Source organism: Williamsia soli (assembly GCF_017377795.1).
GTDB lineage: Bacteria > Actinomycetota > Actinomycetes > Mycobacteriales > Mycobacteriaceae > Williamsia > Williamsia soli.
In genome coordinates this window covers 564,047-584,061 of sequence record NZ_JAFRDR010000001.1, presented here as the reverse complement: position 1 = coordinate 584,061, position 20,015 = coordinate 564,047, and the positions used below count along the sequence as shown (strand labels likewise).

The following is a 20,015-nucleotide window of genomic DNA, read 5'->3' as shown; positions in this document are numbered from 1 at the left end:
CGGCCGGTTCGGCACGGTCGGTAACTGTTTCGGCACGGTCGGTGGCTGTTTCGGCACGGTCGGCGCGAGTTTCGGCACGGTCAACGAGAATCCCCGAGAACTACCCCTTCGCGGCGCGGATCTGCGCCGCCGGACCAACCTTGCTCGGTACGCAACAGAGCGCTCAGCCCACTGGATTGGTCGTCGAGGTCGACCTCATGACCCTTGGCGCGCAATCCCTGCACCAGGGGGTCGTTGTTCCCGTTGTTCTCGGTGTCGATGTTGGGGTGCTCGCCGCCGACGTTGGTGCTCGGCGTATTGGCCGCGCCGAAGTCGACCATCGACACCGCCTGCTGGGGATCCATACCCCAATCAGTCAGTCCGATCAGTGTTTTCACCACGAACTGGATGATCACCGAGCCCCCGGGTGACCCGACGACCATCTCGAGGTCGCCGTACTCACCGCCGGCAGCAGGTCCACCGAAGACCAGCGTCGGTGCCATAGAACTGCGCGGCCGCTTGTTCGGCTCCACCCGGTTGACCAGCGGCAGACCTTGCGGATCGGTCGGCTCGACGGAGAAGTCGGTGAGCTGGTTGTTCAGCAGGAAGCCGTCGACCATGTGGAAGGAGCCGAACGCGGACTCCACCGTGGTGGTCATGGACGCGGCGTTGCCTTCCTTGTCGACGACGGAGATGTGGCTGGTCCCGTGCTCGACACCGGCGTACCAGCCGACGGGTGCGGCAGCATCGAATTGACCCGCCGTCGCCGTACCCATAGAGCGGTCAGGATTGATGAGTGCCGCCCGACCCTTCAGGTAGGCGGGATCCAGGAGGGCAGCAGGACTCCCCCCGGGCAGAGGCACGAAGTCGGAATCGGCGATGTACTTGTCGCGGTCTGCGTAGGCCAGCCGCTCGGCCTCGGAGATCAGGTGCACCCCCATCACCGACGGCTTCCCGCCGTTGAGATCAGGTGCGGTCGGCCGGTATTGGTCCATCTGGAAGTTCGAGAGGATCCCCAGTGTCGACGCCACGGCGAGCCCGCCCGACGACGGGTTCGGCATCCCGCAGACCCGCACGTCGCGGTATGGGACGCAGATCGGCTCACGCACCTTCGACTCGTAGTGCTGCAGATCGGTGACCGTCATTGCCGACGGGGTCATCCCGTTGGCCGTGGATGCCGCCTTCGCCACGATGGCCTCGGCGATGTCACCGGAATAGAACGCGTCGGCTCCTTCGGACGCGATGGCACCCAACGTCTTCGAGTACGCAGGGTTTGTGAGGACCTCCCCCGCCGGCTTGCCCGACCCATCCGGCAGCAAGAAATACGACTTGGCGGCAGGATCGACCGCGAGCTCGGCACTGGAGTCATCGATGGCTGCTGCCATCCTCGGACTGATCGCGAATCCGCTGTCGGCCAGGCTCGTCGCAGGTTCGAACAGACTGCGCCAGGCGTTGGTCCCGTGCTCGGACTGGACATCTTCGAGAAGTCGCAGCACCCCGGGTACCCCGATCGATCGGCCGCTCTCGCGCGCGCTGGGCACCGGCTCGGTGCGATTGGTGTCGTCGACCCAGCGCAAGTAGTTCTCGGTGGCTGCCGCCGGTGCCACCTCGCGGCCGTCGTAGGCCTGCACCGACTTGTCGGCTGCGTCGTAGTACAGCGCGAATGCGCCGCCGCCGATGCCCGAACTCTGCGGCTCGACGAGGCCGAGGACCATCTGGGCAGCCACCAGAGCGTCTGCGGCGTCGCCATCGCCCGCCAAGACCTCACAGGCTGCCTGGGTGGCCAGCGGGTTCGCGGTGGCCGCGGCGAAAGACGTCGTGTGCACCACGGTCATGTTCGGCCGGTACCCCGTCGCCACCTCAGGATTGGTCGAGATGTCTTCCGTCGCACCGTCCGGCTCGGACGGCGCGGCGACCGCTGCACTGGGCGACTCGGGCAGAGCGCACACCCGCTCAGGTGACGCGGCCTCGTCGGAGGACGACGAACACGACGCCGCCAGGAGCAGTGCGGTGACAATCACGGCCACAGCACCTGCGCGCGGGCGGGCCACAGGTCCGGTCATGGTCACATGTTCCCCGATCGTGCGCAGCAGAAACACACGATCCACGATTTCGTTTGGCGATCACGGCAGTTGGGTTACCTTCACACCATGGCAGTTAGCGGAAGCAAGAGTATCGACATCGAAGCGCCACCAGCCGCGGTGCTAGACGCCATCGCGGACATCGAGGGCATGCCGTCCTGGTCGTCCATTCACAAGAGCGCCGCCGTGATCGACCGTCACGAGGATGGCAGGCCCAGGCAGGCACGCATGAGTGTCCAGCTGATGGGCATCACCGACGATCAGGTCGTCGAGTACACCTGGGCCGACAACTCCGTGGTGTGGGAGATGCTCGAGAGCTCGCAGCAGAAGATGCAGCGCGCCGAATACCGCCTCACCGAAACGGACACCGGCACCCATGTCGAGTTCGAGATGACCATCGACCTCAAGATCCCGGTGCCGGGCCTACTCGTCAAGAGAGGTCAGAAAACCGTCCTCGAGATGGCGACGAAGGGTCTGCGCGACCAGGTCATCGGCTGATCACAACGCGCCGCCGATCGCGGTGAACAGCGCAGCCTTGCCCATTCCCAGAAATCCACGGCCGCTTCCCAGTAATCCGCGCAAAGACGTCGACGAGAGCGCGGTCGACCACACGGTGCGGGTCGACCCGACAGGCTCGGGCGCGCCGTCGAACCGGGCGGTCAGCCATTCGAGCACCGTGGGCGTCGAGAGAATCATCAACGACAGGTGTTCGCTGACACGGTCGCGGATGTACGTCACGTTGGCCCCGAATTCGTTGTAGCGCTCCACCTGTCCATCGACGTCCTCGACGGCGATGATTTGATCGTGAACCGGCTGCAGTACGAGCAGCGGGCACTCGGGCTTCCGGGAACCCAGCCGGATGTCATCGAACAAGTCGAGAACCTCGGGCGAGGCGAGCACGTCGGCCAGCGGGATGTCGGTGTAGTTGTCGAAATCGTCGCCGGCGAATCGGGCGATCGCCCACGCGGTGGACATCGACTCGATCTCGTCGAGGCGCGTCCTGCCCTCGTCGTTGACGTGCGCGTCGATCACCCGCCCCAACCCGGGGTACAGGTGACGAAGGCCTGCGACCACCAACGCAGGCAGACCTGCGAAGAACGTGTCGTTGAGGCGAATGTACGTCTGACCCGGATCACCGACCGGCGCACCGAGAACCGCTCCGACGATGTTGAGTTCCGGAGCGTACTCCGGCGCCATCTCGGCGACCCACGACGACGCCATGCCGCCACCGGAGTAACCCCATACTCCCACGGGAGTCGACGGCGAAAGACGCAGGGGTGCAAAGTCGGTCGCGGCCCTGATCCCATCAAGGACTCGGTACCCGGGCTCACGCGGGGCGCCGAAGTAGCCACCGAGTCCCTCGTGATCGGCGATCGTCACCGCCCAGCCCCGAGACACCGCGTTGGCGATGATCAGGAGCTCGAACGGTGCGACGTTGCCGAGGGACGTCGATCCGCGTTGCAACGCGTACGACGGGAAGCTCCGGGATGAGATCGCATCGATGGCGCACTGATAGGCCAGCAGCGGTCGCTCCTGCGCCGGATCCCCGTCTTCATCGGTGTCTGCAGGCAACAGCACCGTGGTGACAGACGCCTCGGGCGTCCCGTTCAGATCCGCTGTGCAGTACAGCAATTGCCAGGCGCGGACTTTCTGCGGTACCAGACCGAGCAGAGCGATCTCCACCTCACGACTCCGCAACAGCGTGCCGGCGGGTAGGGTCTCGAAGCCTGCAGGCGGGCGGTGAAACGGATCGTCGACCGGCAGTTGCGGCCTGTGCCACCGCGACGGTCTCGGTGTCGTCGCCTCCGGGATCCAACCGCTTGCGACATCGATGTTTTCGCTCATCGGACTTCCTGTAGAACGCGACAACCGGCGCAGGCTCCATGAGCCCGCGCCGGTTCCTGTATCAGTTGGTGCGTGAATGCACTACCGCGTCAGCGTCTGAGCCGCTTCACGATGAACAGCAGGATGCACGCGCCGAGTAGAGCGGTGAAGAAGGTGAACCACCAGCCACCACTCGCGGTGTCGAAGAAGAAGCTGAGGATGAATCCACCCAGGAAGGCACCGATCACACCGACGACGATGTTGAGCAGGATACCCATCTGCTTGTCGGTACCCATGAACTTGCTGGCGATCCAGCCGGCGAGACCGCCGATGATGATGTAGCCAACCCAACCGACCGCGGTCGTGGTGGTGGAACGTTCGGCCAAAACCTCGACCGCTTGAGCAGTGGTACTCACAGTGCTTCCTTACGTTGGTGGTGCTCGCTGGTCACGGATGCGTGATCACGCTGCCCACTTGGAATCCCCAGAGATGGGGTCGGTGAAACCTCGGACCTGAAAGCGGCCCGCGCCGGTTCCGGCCCTCTCAGCGCAGGGCAACCAGATTTGCCACCGATGTGCGGACATCGGAGTCGATCACCCGGGCGACCAGGTCTCCGATCGGCCCGTTCAGGACGCTGCCACTCAAGGTCGCATCGAGGTCGAAGATCGAGCCATCGCCCTGCGGAGTCACCTTCAGCGCGATCGCGATCTTCACGCCGCCACGGCCGCTACCCGACAACTCGAGCAGTCTCGGTTCGTCGTAGCGCGTGACCTCCCAGTGAATGGTGTTTCGAAAACCCTTGACCTTGATCAGGGACGACACCTTGGTGCCCTCGGCGATGGTGTCCGGCACCGGACTCTTCCAGCCGGCGAAGATGGTCATCCATTCGTCGAACCGACTCAGATCAGACGCCATCTGCCACGCCTTCCCGGGTTCCAGATCGCTTGTCACCGATACGTTCACACCAGCCATGCGGGTTCTACCTCCAAGTTTGTTTGCGCTGCGGTTCCCTAGAAGAGCAGCGGGAGCACGAGGACCATGACAATGGTCCACGCGATATGGGTGAATGCCGGAGCGAGCACTCCGGCAGTGGCCCGGCGTTCGAGCGCGCACACCACGCCGAGCAAGATGGCCGAAAATCCCAGCATCGCGTTGCCGCTGGCCAGCGTCGCGATCACGTAGATCAGGGTCGAGAAGATCACTGGTGCATGGCCTTTGAAGGCCGAGTAGACCGCGCCGCGGAAGAACAGCTCTTCGGCGACGCCGTTGACGATTGCCGTCGCCAGCACCAACGCCAGCCCGCCGGTGTCGGCGTGGTCGAGCACGTCGGCGATCAGGTCCCGTAGCGGCGGGATCTCCCTGGTGATCAGACCGCCCACCACGAAGACCGCACCCAGTGCCGCACCGACTGCGATGCCGATCCCGGCCGCCTGCAGATGCCCCCCACGCGGCGGCGGGAAGCACCCGATGCGTAACGGACCCGACGCGAAGGCGCCCACCAGCCATATTGCGGCGAGCGCAAAGGTCATCGGGTAGAACGAGGACTCTCCGGGTTCGATGGACAGCGACAACCCCAGCGTCACACTGCCGGCGACCAGCACCACCGCCACGACGATCCGTCGACGCAGGACCGAGGCCCTGGACTCGACCGGTTCATCCGAATCGTCGACGACGGTGTCCAGCAGGAATTGGAATTTCTCGGGAACAGTGATCACGTCGCCCCCCGCACCGCGTTGATCAACCCCGTCACCGCACCGACCGCCTGGACGGTCCGATCGCGCACCTCGCGCTTGACGCGCATCAGATCGCCGCCCGCCCACGAGGGATCGGTGTCCGCGAGATGGTGGATATCGGGGAGTTCGTCCACCGGTCGGGGAAGACCGCTGGCCACCGAGAGCTCCACGGCTTGCCGGACGGTCAACAGTCCTCCCGGGGGATCGGGTACATGGTCACGAATCGTATGCTCGGACGCGCTCATCGGGTAGTCCAGCGACCGCACCAGATCGGACGCCAGCCCGGTGGGTACCGGTACGAGCAAACCACCGACGAACCCGGCGAGGCGGACGTCCACCGACGGCATCACGACACCGACGCGGGGTGCCTTGATCGCGCGCAGGTAGGCGAACAGGAGTGCACTGTACGACGCGGTGTCCGCGCTGGTGATGTCGTAGCTGCCCGGTGGGACCTGGTCGGTTGCCGCAGCGGCCAGGTAGTAGATGGCATCGCGGACTGAGATCGGGTCCATCGGGTTGTCCACCCAGGTGGGCAGCGGGATCACGGCGAGGCGGTCCGAGATGTACCGGACCATCTCGAACGATGTCGACCCGGCGCCGATCACGACGGCAGCCTTCAGCCACACGAGATCAGCTCCGCCATCGAGGCCGAGAGCCTTGCCGACCTCGGCGCGGCTTTCGAGGTGTTCGGACAGTTCCGCGTCATCCGGCACGAATCCGCCGAGGTAGACGATGCGGCCGACGTTGCGACCGCGAGCGCCGGCGGCGACATTCTCGGCGGCGCGGCGATCGATGTCGCGAAAGTTCTTCTCACCGATGCCATGGACGAGGTAGTAGACGACGTCAACATCCCCCGCTGCGGCGAAACCGGCCCGGACCGACTCGGGATCGGAAGCATTGAACTCGATCGTCTTGACGTCGTCGGCCCAGCCGAAGCGCTCGAGCGACGCGACGTTACGGGATGCGGCCACCACCTCGTGGCCTGCATCGAGGAGAGCAGGAATCAGTCGGGAGCCGATGTAGCCGGTGGCCCCGAGAACAAGTACGTGCATGTCACCACCTGGTTCTATGCGTACCTCGGTCGGTCACCACCGGCGAACTCGCAGCGCCTGGTGTTCACGGTGACCGCAAGAGCACACGCGCATGACGTTCGTGAGCGGACCACAGGGAATTACCCCGCGGCGTGAGGGAACAATCGTGGCGCCGATCACTACGGAGGGTGACCGCGCAGTCAGCGGGTCGGCACACACGACAAACGTCGACCGCACCGGCGAACGGTGCGGTCGACGCCCGAGGTGTCGTGCGATCGGCGATCGGCGACTAGGCCAACGCTTTGGCCTTGAGCTTGTCGAACTCTTCCTGCGTGATGGTGCCGTTGTCGAGCAGCGCCTTCGCCGAGTGGATCTGATCCGACGGCGACGTCGTTCCGGCAGCCTGCTTGATGTAGGCGTCGGCCTGCTGGCGGGCCGCTTCCTGCGAGGCCTGCGCCCGCTCCGCCATTCCGCGCCCACGCGCGATCAAGTAGACGAACACCGTGATGTAGGGCACCAGGATCAGGAAGATGATCCAGACCGCCTTGACGAAACCCGAGGTCTTGTGATCACGGAAGAGATCCGCGAGCACATTGAAAAGAATCATCAAATACGCGATGAACGCGAAGATCACCAGCGTGTACCAGATGAAATCCCAGAAAGAATCCCACATTTTCTGACCACTCCTTGCTTCGAAGCTGCCCCCGTACATCGGTGACGACGTCGATCATCGCACGTGAGGATGGTTTTTCTTCACCCTTCCCGGATGAATCACAGCAGGCGAGGAGGGTTCATCCGAGACGGGTGAGGACATAACCGACTCCCCCACTGACACTCGATGCAAACAATGTCTCATCGAGAAAGGCCCAGCTGTGAGTACTTCATCTGACATCGAGCGGCATCCGGTCAAGCAAGGCATTGCCGGGGGTACGACTTTCGCCGCCGCGATTCTTCTGCTCGTCGGCTCGTTTCTGGCGATTTTCCAAGGAATTGCCGCAATCGCGAACGATGACCTGTTCGTGGTCGGTCCGAAATACACCTACGAGTTCGACTTGACCGCGTGGGGCTGGATTCATCTGATCCTGGGCATCCTCGGCGTACTGATCGCCGCAGGGTTGATGACCGGAGCCGTGTGGGCACGGGCCACCGCAATCGTGCTGGCCGGCATCTCGATCGTCATCAATTTCCTCTGGCTGCCCCAGTACCCGCTGTGGTCCATCGTCATCATCGCGCTGGATCTCATCGTGATCTGGGCCGTGGCGACCTGGCAGAACGACTGATCTGCGGACCGCGACGACCGACCGGACACCTGATTCCTAGCCCAGGATCGCCGGTCGGTCAATAATCTGGATCAGGCCGATTCATCGAGTTCGCGGACTTTTCGGGGCCGCTAAGGTCACGTTCATGGCATCCCGTCCCGACAACTCGACCCCTCACGAAAGTGGTCCGGGGGGCTCGTACCTCGTGCTGGCGTCTCAGCGCAGCGGCAGCACGCTCCTCGTCGAGTCTCTCCGCGCCACCGGTATCGCCGGTAACCCGGAGGAGTTCTTCCAGTACCTGCCGACCACGAGTGCCGCTCCCCAGCCACGCGAATGGTTCGCGGAGGTGACCGATCCGGAGGTGCTCGCGCTCCTTGATCCCTTGGATCCGGGCACCCCCGCCGTGGAGACCTCACAGGAGTGGCGGGAGCGGATATTGCAGGCCGGACGCAGCGACAACGGTGTCTGGGGCGGCAAACTCATGTGGAACCAGACCCCGCTGCTCGTCGGCTGGGCTGCCGGACTACCCGAGCGTTCCGGGTCCGACCTGCGTTCGGCCATCGACGACGTACTCGGCGATGTGCTGCTGATCAAGGTCTCCCGGGAGAACGTCGTCGATCAGGCCGTGTCCTTTTGGCGTGCGGTACAAACGCGGGTGTGGCGGGGCAAGGCCGACCCAGAGCGCGATGCGCTCGCGCAGTACAACGCCGACGGGATCGCCCATCTGGTGACCGAATTGCGGAATCAAGAGGCCGGATGGCGGGCATGGTTCGCCGACAACGACATCACCCCGTTCGAGGTCGGCTACGAGGAGCTGACCGCCGACACCACCAAGGTGGTGGCAACCATTCTGGAGGCTCTCGGTCTGGACCCGGCCGCGGCCCCGCCGCCTGATCTGGAAAAGCAGGGCGACGCCCGCTCGAACGAGTGGGCGGAGCGCTATCGCCACGACGCCGCAACGAGAGGTCTGCCGCTGTGAGCACAACCGAGACTCTTCCCGCCCACATCAGCAGGGTCGAGGAACTACGCGCACTCGAAGCCGAATCCGTGCACATCATCCGCGAGGTGGTCGCCGAACTCGAGAGACCCGTCCTGTTGTTTTCGGCCGGCAAGGACTCCATCGTCTTGCTCCGACTGGCGGAGAAAGCCTTTCGGCCGAGTCCCGTACCGTTCCCCATCCTCCACGTCGACACCGGCCACAACTTCCCAGAGGTCATCGAGTTCCGAGACCGCAGGCTCGCCGAAGGCGGCCACAGGTTGATCGTCGGATCGGTGCAAGAAGCGATCGACAGCGGTCGGAGTACTGAGATCGGCGGGTCCAGCGGTTCCCGGAATCGCTTGCAGACCAGAACACTTCTCGACGCGCTCGACGCCGGACGTTTCGATGCGGCCTTCGGCGGCGCCCGCCGCGACGAAGAACGCGCCCGCGCCAAGGAACGGGTCCTGAGCTTTCGCGACGAGTTCGGCCAGTGGGATCCGCGAGCCCAGCGACCCGAGCCGTGGTCGCTGTACAACGGCCGCATCCGCCGCGGTGAGCAGGTGCGGGTGTTCCCCCTGAGCAACTGGACCGAACTCGACATCTGGCGATACATCGAACTCGAGGAACTCGACCTGCCGTCGATCTACTTCGCACACGAGCGTGAGGTGTTCGAACGCGACGGGATCCTGTTGGCGACATCCGAGTTCACCCAGCCCGCCGAGCACGAGGCAGCGAAGACCGAGTGGGTCCGGTACCGCACCGTCGGTGATCTCACCATCACCGGTGCCGTCCGATCCACCGCGACCGAGATCAGTCAGGTCATCGACGAGATCTCCGCGGCGGTGGTGTCCGAGCGCGGCGAGACCCGGGCCGATGACCGTACCTCCGAGGCAGCCATGGAAGACCGCAAACGTGAGGGATACTTCTGATGAGCGAGACAACCGAGCTGAGTGAAACACCCGAGATCACAGCAGATCTCACCGACCATCCCCCGCGCCAGCTACTGCGGCTGGCCACCGCCGGATCTGTCGACGACGGCAAGAGCACCCTGATCGGGCGGCTCCTCCTGGACACCGACAGCCTGCCGCTCGACCATCTCGAGTCGGTGACCGACGTCGGTGGCGGCGTCGATCTCGCAGCACTGTCCGATGGTTTGCGGGCCGAGCGGGAACAGGGCATCACGATCGATGTCGCCTATCGTTTCTTCTCCACCCCGTCGCGCAACTACATCCTCGCCGACACCCCGGGCCATGAGCGCTACACCCGCAACATGTTCACCGGCGCATCCAACGCCCACGTCGCCGTCCTGCTCGTGGACGCGCGAGCCGGAGTGTTGCGCCAGACCCGCAGGCATGCTCGAATCGCCTCCCTGCTCGGGGTTCCGCACCTCGTCGCCGCGGTGAACAAGATCGATCTCGTCGACTACGACGAGGCGCGCTTCCGGGAGCTCGAATCCGAATTGCACGCTCTGGCACACCGACTCGGGGTATCCGACCTCACCGTGGTCCCGGTGGCAGCCCGCGACGGCGACAACGTCGTGCACCGTTCGACGCGGACGCCGTGGTATGACGGCCCGACCCTGCTCGGTCACCTCGAGGACATCGACCTCAAGGCTCCGCACGCCGCTGTCGACGAGCTGCGTCTGCCCATCCAATGGGTTTCGCGTCCGAGCGCAGAGGAGCGTCGGCGGTACACCGGACGACTGTCTGCCGGAACACTGTCCGTCGGTGATCGCGTCGCTGTCCTGCCCGCGGGCACGCAGAGCACGGTGACCGCCCTGGACACCCTCGACGACACCCGCGACATCGCGGTGGCACCGCTGTCGGTGTCCGTCGAACTCGCCGACGACATCGATGTCGGCCGCGGGGATGTGCTCGTGTCCGCCGACGCCACCGAACTGCCGGTCCTCGCAAGGGAACTCGTGGTCAATCTCTGCTGGTTCGCGGACAGTCCACTGCGCGCGGGGGACCGGTTGGCACTCAAGCACACCACCCGCACGGTCCGCGCCACGGTCCAGGAGCTGCACAGCCGGCTCGATCCCGAGACCCTGGAGATCGACCAGAACCCGATCGAGTTGTCGCTGAACGACATCGGGACCGTCACCCTGCGCACCAGCTCGGTGGTGGTCGCCGACCGATACGCCGGGAACCAGGACGCAGGCGCGTTCATCCTGATCGACGAGAACTCGAACGACACCGTGGGTGCCGGCACGATCTTGGAGGCCCGAGAGGTCAAGCCAGGTGAGCGCACGCGTAACGACGTCAAGTGGCATCCGTCGTCGCTCGATCGTGGCCATCGCTGGACAACTGTCGGGCAGCGCGGTGCGACGGTGTGGCTCACCGGCCTGCCCGCCTCTGGCAAGTCCACCCTCGCGGTCGGCCTCGAACGCGCGCTCGTCGAATCCGGCAGAGTTGCCTACCTGCTCGACGGCGACAACGTCCGCCACGGACTGTCCGACGATCTGGGCTTCTCCCCTGGAGATCGCGCCGAGAACATCCGCCGTGTGGGGCACCTGACCCGGCTGTTCGCCGACGCGGGTGTGGTCGCGATCGCGTCTCTGGTGTCACCGCTGGAATCAGACCGCGAGATCGCGCGAACACTCAACGACGCGGCCGGACTGCCCTTCATCGAGATCCACGTCGCGACCCCACTCGCCGAATGCGAACGCCGCGACCCGAAGGGCCTCTACAAGCGGGCCCGCGCGGGCGAACTCAAGGGCCTCACCGGCATCGATGCGCCCTACGAGGTGCCCGAGAATCCCGACCTCGTGGTGGACACCACCGGTGCAGATCTCGACGCACTGGTGACGCAGATCTTGGCGGTGTTGGAAACCAGGGCACCGACCACCCGTGCGTGAAAGCTACTTTCGATCATCGCGATCGCAAATCGACCACGAAACATACGAGAGATAGCCTCGAGGAGAAACGCGGCCAAGCAGCGGCAGCGTGCAGGAGGCCGGGTTCACGGCCGAAGGGTTGACGTGTATGACAGGCGATGAAGCCTCCGCAGGTAAAGAGAACGTTCTCTTGGTCCATTGGCACGATCTGGGCCGCCATCTGGAGCTTTACGGGGCGTCCGGGGCCCACTGCCCCAATCTCGAGCGACTCGCGGCGGAGGGTGTCCTCCTCACCGCGGCGCATGCGACCGCACCGCTCTGCTCACCGTCTCGCGGCTCGTTGCTGACCGGCCGCTATCCACACAGCAACGGTGTCGTCGGGCTCGCGCATCACGGTTGGGAGTACCGCGAAGGTGTCCGAACGCTGCCTCAGATCCTGGGCGCCAACGGCTGGACAAGTGCACTCTTCGGCATGCAGCACGAATCCGCGGTGCCCGGACGGCTCGGGTACGACGACTACGACGTCACCGATTCCGACTGCGACTACGTAGTGGACCGCGCGGAGGAATGGCTCAAGGCCACAGCGCAAACCCGCGACTCGGGCGACCACACGCCGTTCTTGCTGAACACGGGTTTCTTCGAGGTGCATCGGCCGTACTCACCCGACCGCTACCCCGTGCCCGACCCCAACGGCTTCGACGTCCCCGACTACCTACCCGACACCGCAGAGGTCCGCGGCGACCTCGCGGCGTTCCACGGCAGCATCGAGGTCGCCGACATCGCGACCGGGCGCCTCCTCGAAGCGCTCGACGCGTCCGGGTTCGCAGAGAACACCTGGGTGGTCTTCTTCACCGATCACGGCGAGGCCTTCCCCGGCGCGAAATCGACGTTGTACGACCGTGGCACGGGCATCTCATTCATAGTGCGCCCGCCACGCTCGCGGTCGATCGCACCGGTGCGCTACGAAGGACTCTTCAGCGGCGTCGACCTCGTCCCGACGTTGCTCGACCTCCTCGGGGTCGACGTCCCAGACGAGGTCGAGGGTGTCTCCCATGCCGGCGTCCTCTCCGGCGCCGACCGGGAGACCGTGGTCCGCGATGCGGTCTTCACGCAGAAGAACTATCACGACAGCTACGACCCGATCCGCGCGATTCGTACGGTCGACTACAGCTTCATCGAGAACTTCGCGTCCCGGAGCGCCCTGGAGCTACCTCTCGACATCGCTGACAGTCCTTCGGGCCGGGCGCTCGGTGGCTCACACCTGGGTCCACGCAGTGCCAAAGAACTCTACGACCTGCGCTCGGATCCGGGTGAGGTGAACAACCTCGCCGGTGACCCCGCGTACGCCGAGGTGCAGAACGAGCTCGAGAACCGGCTACACGAATGGCAGGAGAAGCTGGGAGACACGGTGACCAGTGACGCCGAGGGCAGTGCCATCGCCGCCGAGTTCATGCATCGGTACAAGGCCACCCTCGGCGACAAGGAAGCCGTGCCCCGCTCGCCCAAGGGTCGCGATCGTCAGCTCAAGACCGCGGAGACCCGCGCCACCGGGTGACGATCACGCCCGCCCGGTCAAAGGGTGGTGGCTATGCCCCCGTCGACCGGGATCACCGCACCGGTGAGGTAGCTACCTGCTCGACTGGACAAATACACCACGGCGCCGACCACGTCGTCGGGCCTGCCGATGCGGCCGAGCGGTGATGCTGCTTCCACCTCGTCCCGCAGCTCGGCCAGGATCGGGGCCATCATCTTGGACTCGAACGGTCCCGGTGCGATGGCATTGACGGTGACGTTGCGAGGGCCGAGGTCGCGGGCGAGGTGCCGGGTCAGTTGGTGGATGGCCGCCTTGCTCGACGAATAGGAATAAGACGCCGTACGGGGCACCCGGATCCCGTCGATGCTGCCGATGTTGATCACCCGCGACGGATTCTCTGCCGTCGCAGCACGACTCAGCTGTGGGAGTAGCGCTTGGGTCAAGGTGAACGGTGCCTGCACGTTGAGCTTGAGCACTCGGTCCCAGGCCGCGTCGGGGAACTCGTCCAGCGGCGCACCCCAGGTCGCGCCTGCGTTGTTCACGAGGATGTCCAGACCGTCCACCTCTGCCGCGACCTGTTCTGCCAGTTCACGACAGCCTTCGGGCGTGGAGAGGTTCGCCTGCAGCGCGGTCAGACCCGCAGCGCGTGCCTCTTCCAGTGCGTCGGGTTTGCGGCCGGCGATGACCACGCGGGCACCGCGTTCGAGAAGCCCGTGGGCGATCATCGCCCCGATACCGCTGGTACCGCCGGTGACCAGGGCGGTCTTACCACTCACGTCGAACAGATCAAGCGTCATCGTCGTCGATACTCCGGTGCTCGTAATCCAAGAATGCGGCGGTTGCCTCCGTCCGATCATCTGTCATCGCCATGATCGTCTGCCGGTGGTTCTCGGATTTTTCTCAGGCCTGCACCCCGGCCCCGTGCCTCAGGGAATCATCGACGGTCGAGTTCGCCCCGCCCACCCGGAAACTCGCACCTCGATGGTGATCGGGCAGTAGATCGCCCTGGCCGAAGAGTTTGTGCCGAAGCGTGCCGGGCACATACTCGCGGTCGTAGGCGCCACGCGCCTCGAGGGCGGGCACCACATGCTCGATGACATCGGTGAACGTTCCGGGAGTCACGGCGTAGGCGAGGTTGAAACCGTCGACGTCGGTCTCCTCGGCCCACTCCAGCAGTTGTTCGGCGACACTGTCACCAGATCCCACGAGGACTGGTCCCATCCCACCGATGCCGCCCCACGCCGCGATGTCGCGGATCGTCCACTCCTTGCCGGTGTCGGAGGCCTGCTGGAACGCGGCGACGGCCGACTGGATGGCGTTGCTCTCGACGTTGCCGATCGGTTCATCGAGGTCGTAGCGCGACAGGTCGATGCCCATCCATCCCGACATGAACACAAGCGCGCCCTCGGCGCTCGCGTAGCGCTGGTACTCCTCCGCCTTGGTGCGGGCAGCCTCGTCGGTCTCGGCCGTGATGATCGTGAGCAACGTGTAGATGCGGGCGTCGTAGGCGCCGCGCCCCGCGCGTACCAACTGCTCACGGATATTCGTGACCAGCTTGCGCAGAATGTCTTTCGTGGGCGCTCCGACGAAGATCGCCTCGGCATTCTCGGCCGCGAACTTCACCCCGCGCGGCGACGCCCCGGCCTGGTAGATCACGGGCGAACCCTGCGGCGACGGCTCGGACAGGTGGATACCCGGCACGCTGAAGTGCTCGCCTCGATGACCGATGTGGTGGACCTTGGCCGGGTCGGCGAAGACTCCATGATCCTTGTCGCGGCGCACGGCGTCGCGCTCCCACGAACCCTCCCAGAGTTTGTAGAGGACGGTCAGGTACTCGTCGGCGTGGTCGTAGCGGGCATCGTGCTCGAGCTGATCCACCTCACCCATGTTCCGGGCTGCGGCCGGCAGATAACCGGTCACGATGTTCCAACCGATGCGACCGCGGGTCAGATGATCGAGGGTCGAGAGCCGGCGGGCGAACGGGTAGGGATGCTCGAACCCGGTGCCTGCGGTGATCCCGAAGCCGAGGTGTTCGGTGGCGTGGGCCATCGCCGACACCAGCAGCAGCGGATCCGCCACGGGGATCTGCGCGCCCTGCCGGATCGCGGCCTCGTCCGTGCCCGCGAAGACGTCGTAGGTGCCGAGGACGTCAGCGATGAACAGACCGTCGAACCCACCGACCTCCAGCGCCTTGGCGAGGTCGACCCAGTAGTCGAGGGTGTTGTAGTCCCACGACCGGTCCTCCGGGTGGCGCCACAACCCCGGGGACTGGTGAGCGACGCAGTTCATGTCGAACGCGTTGAACCGGATGGTGCGCGACATCGATGCCAACCTCTCGCCGGGAAGGACGACGGATACCCCGGACCCGACCGATCTTCCGGCGGCCGGGCGGTGCCGGAAACACTTGCGCTCACGCTGACCCGAACGGGCCATTAGATTTGACGGGTGACTTCTGACTCTTCCTTCGATCTCCAGGCGGACGCCGCCCTCTATGTCGCGGATGCAAACGAGCGTCTGACCCCGGCGATCATCCTCTCGGCGACCGAGGGCGCCCGCAACACCGTCATCGACGAGATCCGCAGCCGCTACGGCCGCGACTACACCATCAAGTTCGCCGCGACCGGCGGCGAATGCCTCGAACTGACCAAGAGCCTGCTCGCCAAGAAGGTGCCGATCGCCCTGTTCCTCATCGAACTCGGTGATCTCGGTGACTGGCACGGCGACGCCCTGCTCCAGAAGCTGCGGTTCGTCGTCCCCTCGGCGCGGCGCGTGGCACTGATACCTGCGATCCGGTTCGGCGATTCCTTCGACGAGCTGCGCACCGGCGTCGCAGAGGGTCGCTACGACACCTACCTCGGCATCCCGCGCGGACAACGCGACGAGGAGTTCCATACCGCGATCGTCGAGTACCTGTCGGACTGGGGTTGGTCGGTGGCCGCCCCCGAGGTCGCGTACCTGCAGATCGTTGCCGACGGGCCATCACCTGAGCTCTCGGCGATCCGCGATTTCCTCGACCGGATGGGCATGCCGGTGGAGATCCATCACCCGGATTCCGTAGTGGGGCGCGACATCCTGGCGTCTGTCGAAGGCGACTCGGAATTGCCGGTGCTGAGCCGGCTCGGCAAACCACCGCTGTCCCGTCCGACGGTCGGCGAGGTCGCGGCCACCATCTACGGCACCCCCGACAAGATCCCCGAGGGCACGGTCGCCGATCTCCTGGTGATCGGGGCCGGGCCTGCCGGGTTGGCCGCGGCCGTCTACGGTGCCTCCGAAGGACTCACCACCACCGTCATCGAGCAGGGTGCCATCGGTGGACAGGCGGGCACCAGCTCGATGATTCGCAACTACCTGGGATTCCCCCGCGGCATCTCCGGCATGCGCCTCGCCCAGCGCGCCCGGATCCAGGCCAGCCGCTTCGGGGCACAGTTCTTCTCCGGTGAGGGCGTCACCGAGATCGAGATCAACGACGAGTACGACCACCACCACGTCCGGGTCGGCGACGCCCGTATCTGCGCCCGCGCCATCGTCATCGCCACCGGCGTCGCCTACCGCCGTTTCGGCGTCCGCGGATGCGAGGACCTCGTCGGGTCGGGCGTTTATTACGGGGCCGCCACCAGCGCTGCCCGCGAGATGACCGGACGCGATGTCGTGGTGGTCGGCGGCGGAAACTCCGCCGGGCAGGCCGCGATGCACCTGTCGCGGTTCGCCAAGTCGGTGACGATCGCGATCCGGCGAGAGTCGCTGACCGAGACCATGTCGGACTACCTCATCCGAGAGATCGAGGCGAGCCCGTGCATCACGGTGAAGGGCCACACCGAAGTGGTGGACGGCGGCGGCGAAGGCCACCTCGAATGGCTCGAACTGTGCAACAACACGACCGGGATATCCGAGCGGGTCGATGCGTCAGGACTGTTCCTGCTGCTGGGTGCCGCCCCGACGTGTGACTGGATACCTCGCTCGATCAAGCGCGACGAGCACGGCTTCCTGGTCACCGGCCGCTCGATGCCGAAGCAGTACTGGCAGGACGGCGTTCCACCGGCGTTCCTGGAGACGACCGTGCCGGGGATCTTCGCGGTCGGCGACGTGCGGAGCGGATCGATGAAGCGAGTCGCATCGGCGAGCGGTGAGGGCGCCTCGGCGGTGCCCTTGGTGCACGAGCATCTACAGCGGGTGCGGCTGGCGAATCTGACGCCCAGGCACTAGCAATCGCGGCGCACCGGCGGTCAGTCGATCCGGTAGACCCTGCGGGCGTTGTCGCGAAAGACCTTTCGCAGCAATTCGTCTCCATATGGTTCGAGCACGTCGAGCTCCGTGCCGACGATGGTGGCCATCGTGGCATTCGGTTTGTCGGCGGGAAAGTTCGATCCGAACATCATGCGGTCCGGGCCGAACACCGACACCACGTGTTCGAGGAGTGGACCGGTCATGCTGGTCAGGGTCTGCTGGGTGCCGATGTTGCCGGAACGCTGGTGTCCGTAGCCGAGGAGCGGGAAGGCCAGGCCGGACAGTTTCACGACCACGTTCTGGCACTGGGCAACTGCCGAGATGTCCTCACGCCAGGCGCGCATCAGCTCATGACGCTGGGCGGCCGTGTGACCGGTGCTCTGCCCCATCGGCCCGAACAGACCGACCGGTGTGCCGAAGTGATTGAGCACGATCGTGGTCTCGGGGTACTCGCGCGCCAACGTCCGGACGTCGCGTAACTGGTGCGAGTACACCCAGGCATCGAACACCAGATCTCGCTCGGCCAGCGCGGCGAAGCCGCGGAGGAAGTCGGGGTCCGCGAGCAGTCCTTCAGCCTCGGCCCAACTGCGCACCTTCGGGTCCGGATGATGGGCAGCCATGGCACGGATGCCGGTGACGCGGTCGGAGATGTCGAGGTGCACGTCCAACAACTGCGCGAAGAACGGGCTCCGGGGATCACCGCGCGCAACGATGGCGCCCAACTCCGGCGTCCCGTTCACACCGAACGGCAGGCCTGCGACCCACCTGGTCTCGGCCGCCGCCGCCATGGGTTCTTCCGTCCGCCAATCCGCCTGCATGTGGACAACGGATTCGACCGGAACGCCGGCGGTCAGCAGCACCGCCGCGGCGTCGTGCTGATAGTGCTTCGGCAGATACGGCCTGGTCACGAACTTCGGATCCAGGACGAGTTCGCGATCCTTCTGTGTCACCGCATACCGGAATATTGCTCTGCCGAACACCGGGGCCGCGCGGTAGAGCCGCGTCCGCTTGGACGCCTCCCGCGGAGAGCGCAGCGGATCCCACTGATGCACGTGCGTGTCGACGATCCCGGAGATCACCCCCGCCAGTGCTCCCGTGGACACCGGCAATAGCGACTCCCCCACTCGCTGCTTCTCCCCCGCCCCCATGGTCTTCTCGTCCGTCTGCAAACCACGTGCCAGTACACCGGACCCATCCTCACCCGACCCGGCGTGTGCGCCCCGGCGCACCTGGTGCTTGGCACGCTCCTCTGCCATCTGACAACTGTACCCAGCCATCCACTGTCGCCTGGGCGTATATACAGGCCTTGGGCAATAAACTGTCCGGGAGAGCGAACGCGCCGGCCGCACGAGGCCGCACAGGGGAAGGTCGGGCTCGAAGTGGGAACGCATACACGTCACGCGCTCTTGCAGGTGCGTGATGTGCTGAACGCAGATCCTGATCGGTTCACCTCGAACTTCTACCTACGGCTCTTCGCGACGAATCCGGAGTTGCGTGAGCTCTTCCCGGCAAACATGGGCCACCAGCGGGCGATGCTGTTCCGGGTCATCGAGTACGTGCTGGAAACCGTCCCCGACCGGGACAACCACCCACGACTCCTCGAGTTCCTCGGGCAACTCGGACGGGACCACCGCAAGTACGGCGTCACCGAAGAGAACTATCACCAGTTCTTCGCCGCTCTGATGCGTGAGATCGCGGTGACGATGGGCGACCGCTGGGACGAAGACTTCGCGAATGTCGTGTCGCAGGCCTTCATGCTCACCACCGGCGTCATGCGCGGTGCCGCCCACTCCGCGCCCGGACCTGCGACCTGGCAGGCCGTTGTGGCCGAAAAGTACCGACTGTCGCGAGATTTGGCCGTGGTGCGACTGAAAGCGGCGCAGCCACTGACATTTGCAGCAGGCCAGTACCTCGAGGTTCAGATTCCGCAGTGGCCGCGGATCTGGCGACACTTCTCTCCGTCGATCCCGCCGAATCCCGACGGCGAGCTCGAGTTCCATGTACGCGCGGTCCCCGGTGGTTCCATCAGCAACTCGATCGTCACCGAGACCCAGGTCGGCGACGTCTGGCAGCTGGCACAGAGCCACGGCACCCTCACCGTCGACACCGACCGTGACGTCCTGATGATCGCCGGTGGCACCGGGCTGGCGCCGCTGCGGGCGCTGCTCATCGAACTCTCGTTCCGCGCCGACGCGCCGGCTGTCCACCTGTTCTACGGAGCGCGATACCCGGCGGATCTCTACGACCTGTCCCGGCTGTGGCGCATGGTCGCCACCAATCCGTGGCTGACGGTCACGACCGTGGTCGAAGACGACACCGATCCGTGGTGGAGCACTGCCAGTGACGAATCCGGCCGCATCACGCTGGAGCGAGTACAGGGGCAACTCGCCGACGCCGTACTCGGATACGGCAGGGACTGGACGCAGCATCAGGTATTACTCGCCGGGTCTCCGGAGATGATCGCGAACACGCGACGGCGACTGCTGATCGCAGGACTTCCGGCGAGCAAGATGCAGCACGACCCGGTCTGAGCGA

The 20,015-nt window shown here is 65.3% G+C and carries 18 protein-coding genes; 8 read left to right on the top strand and 10 right to left on the bottom strand.

Translation table 11 applies throughout. The annotated features are described in order from the left end of the window. Positions 1–80: 80 nt before the first annotated feature. The gene (ggt, locus tag J3S28_RS02540; RefSeq protein ID WP_207837190.1) at positions 81–2,042 is read right to left on the bottom strand and encodes a gamma-glutamyltransferase; all 1,962 of its coding nucleotides are present in this window, start codon (positions 2,040–2,042) and stop codon (positions 81–83) included. 87 nt (positions 2,043–2,129) lie between these two features. Here ggt and J3S28_RS02535 point away from each other — a divergent pair, with 87 nt between their 5' ends. Further along, positions 2,130–2,558: an SRPBCC family protein gene (locus J3S28_RS02535; protein ID WP_207837186.1), complete on the top strand. Its 429-nt coding sequence runs from the start codon at positions 2,130–2,132 to the stop codon at positions 2,556–2,558. Here the strand turns inward: J3S28_RS02535 and J3S28_RS02530 are convergent, their stop codons facing one another. From J3S28_RS02530 to J3S28_RS02505, 6 genes are all read right to left on the bottom strand, one after another. After that, complete coding sequence (locus J3S28_RS02530; RefSeq protein ID WP_207837184.1) at positions 2,559–3,905, bottom strand: lipase family protein; 1,347 nt, start codon at positions 3,903–3,905, stop codon at positions 2,559–2,561. An 89-nt stretch (positions 3,906–3,994) separates the two neighbouring features. After that, positions 3,995–4,300 (bottom strand): GlsB/YeaQ/YmgE family stress response membrane protein, encoded by a 306-nt coding sequence (locus J3S28_RS02525; protein ID WP_084835001.1) that lies wholly within the window; start codon positions 4,298–4,300, stop codon positions 3,995–3,997. Positions 4,301–4,427: 127 nt separating this feature from the next. Beyond that, positions 4,428–4,856 carry a type II toxin-antitoxin system Rv0910 family toxin gene (locus J3S28_RS02520; protein WP_207837183.1) on the bottom strand — a complete coding sequence of 143 codons (429 nt, stop codon included), beginning with the start codon at positions 4,854–4,856 and terminating at the stop codon, positions 4,428–4,430. A 38-nt stretch (positions 4,857–4,894) separates the two neighbouring features. Continuing rightward, entirely contained in the window at positions 4,895–5,599 is a 705-nt protein-coding gene (locus J3S28_RS02515) for a CPBP family intramembrane glutamic endopeptidase (RefSeq protein WP_207837179.1), read from the bottom strand. After that, entirely contained in the window at positions 5,596–6,669 is a 1,074-nt protein-coding gene (locus J3S28_RS02510) for an NAD(P)H-binding protein (RefSeq protein WP_207837173.1), read from the bottom strand. The genes J3S28_RS02515 and J3S28_RS02510 overlap by 4 nt, the downstream gene beginning before the upstream one ends. 268 nt (positions 6,670–6,937) lie before the next feature. Further along, positions 6,938–7,321: an SHOCT domain-containing protein gene (locus J3S28_RS02505; protein ID WP_084893191.1), complete on the bottom strand. Its 384-nt coding sequence runs from the start codon at positions 7,319–7,321 to the stop codon at positions 6,938–6,940. A gap of 199 nt (positions 7,322–7,520) precedes the next feature. On the opposite strand from J3S28_RS02505, the gene J3S28_RS02500 reads away from it, so the two are divergent. The 5 genes from J3S28_RS02500 (at position 7,521) to J3S28_RS02480 (ending at position 13,277) form a co-directional block, all read left to right on the top strand. Further along, on the top strand, positions 7,521–7,928 hold the full coding sequence (locus J3S28_RS02500; protein ID WP_207837172.1) for a DUF7144 family membrane protein: 408 nt from the start codon (positions 7,521–7,523) through the stop codon (positions 7,926–7,928). Between the two features lie 124 nt (positions 7,929–8,052). Next, the gene (gene stf0 / locus J3S28_RS02495; protein ID WP_207837171.1) at positions 8,053–8,886 is read left to right on the top strand and encodes a trehalose 2-sulfotransferase; all 834 of its coding nucleotides are present in this window, start codon (positions 8,053–8,055) and stop codon (positions 8,884–8,886) included. Next, a complete protein-coding gene (gene cysD / locus J3S28_RS02490) occupies positions 8,883–9,815 on the top strand; it encodes a sulfate adenylyltransferase subunit CysD (protein WP_207837168.1) in 933 nt (310 codons plus the stop codon). Before stf0 ends, cysD begins: the two co-directional genes overlap by 4 nt. Continuing rightward, a complete protein-coding gene (gene cysC / locus J3S28_RS02485; RefSeq protein ID WP_207837165.1) occupies positions 9,815–11,743 on the top strand; it encodes an adenylyl-sulfate kinase in 1,929 nt (642 codons plus the stop codon). Before cysD ends, cysC begins: the two co-directional genes overlap by 1 nt. Before the next feature lie 127 nt (positions 11,744–11,870). Then, positions 11,871–13,277, top strand: a complete 1,407-nt coding sequence (locus J3S28_RS02480; protein WP_207837162.1) for a sulfatase family protein — start codon at positions 11,871–11,873, stop codon at positions 13,275–13,277. A gap of 17 nt (positions 13,278–13,294) precedes the next feature. On the opposite strand, the gene J3S28_RS02475 is transcribed toward J3S28_RS02480, so the two are convergent. Next, positions 13,295–14,053 (bottom strand): SDR family oxidoreductase, encoded by a 759-nt coding sequence (locus J3S28_RS02475; RefSeq protein WP_207837159.1) that lies wholly within the window; start codon positions 14,051–14,053, stop codon positions 13,295–13,297. A gap of 103 nt (positions 14,054–14,156) precedes the next feature. Further along, entirely contained in the window at positions 14,157–15,578 is a 1,422-nt protein-coding gene (locus J3S28_RS02470; protein WP_207837156.1) for an LLM class flavin-dependent oxidoreductase, read from the bottom strand. A gap of 123 nt (positions 15,579–15,701) precedes the next feature. On the opposite strand from J3S28_RS02470, the gene J3S28_RS02465 reads away from it, so the two are divergent. Then, positions 15,702–17,459: an NAD(P)/FAD-dependent oxidoreductase gene (locus tag J3S28_RS02465; protein ID WP_207837153.1), complete on the top strand. Its 1,758-nt coding sequence runs from the start codon at positions 15,702–15,704 to the stop codon at positions 17,457–17,459. Positions 17,460–17,479: 20 nt separating this feature from the next. On the opposite strand, the gene J3S28_RS02460 is transcribed toward J3S28_RS02465, so the two are convergent. Then, positions 17,480–18,736 (bottom strand): amidohydrolase family protein, encoded by a 1,257-nt coding sequence (locus J3S28_RS02460; RefSeq protein ID WP_207837146.1) that lies wholly within the window; start codon positions 18,734–18,736, stop codon positions 17,480–17,482. 123 nt (positions 18,737–18,859) lie between these two features. On the opposite strand from J3S28_RS02460, the gene J3S28_RS02455 reads away from it, so the two are divergent. Continuing rightward, entirely contained in the window at positions 18,860–20,011 is a 1,152-nt protein-coding gene (locus J3S28_RS02455) for an FAD-binding oxidoreductase (RefSeq protein WP_207837143.1), read from the top strand. Positions 20,012–20,015: the final 4 nt, after the last annotated feature.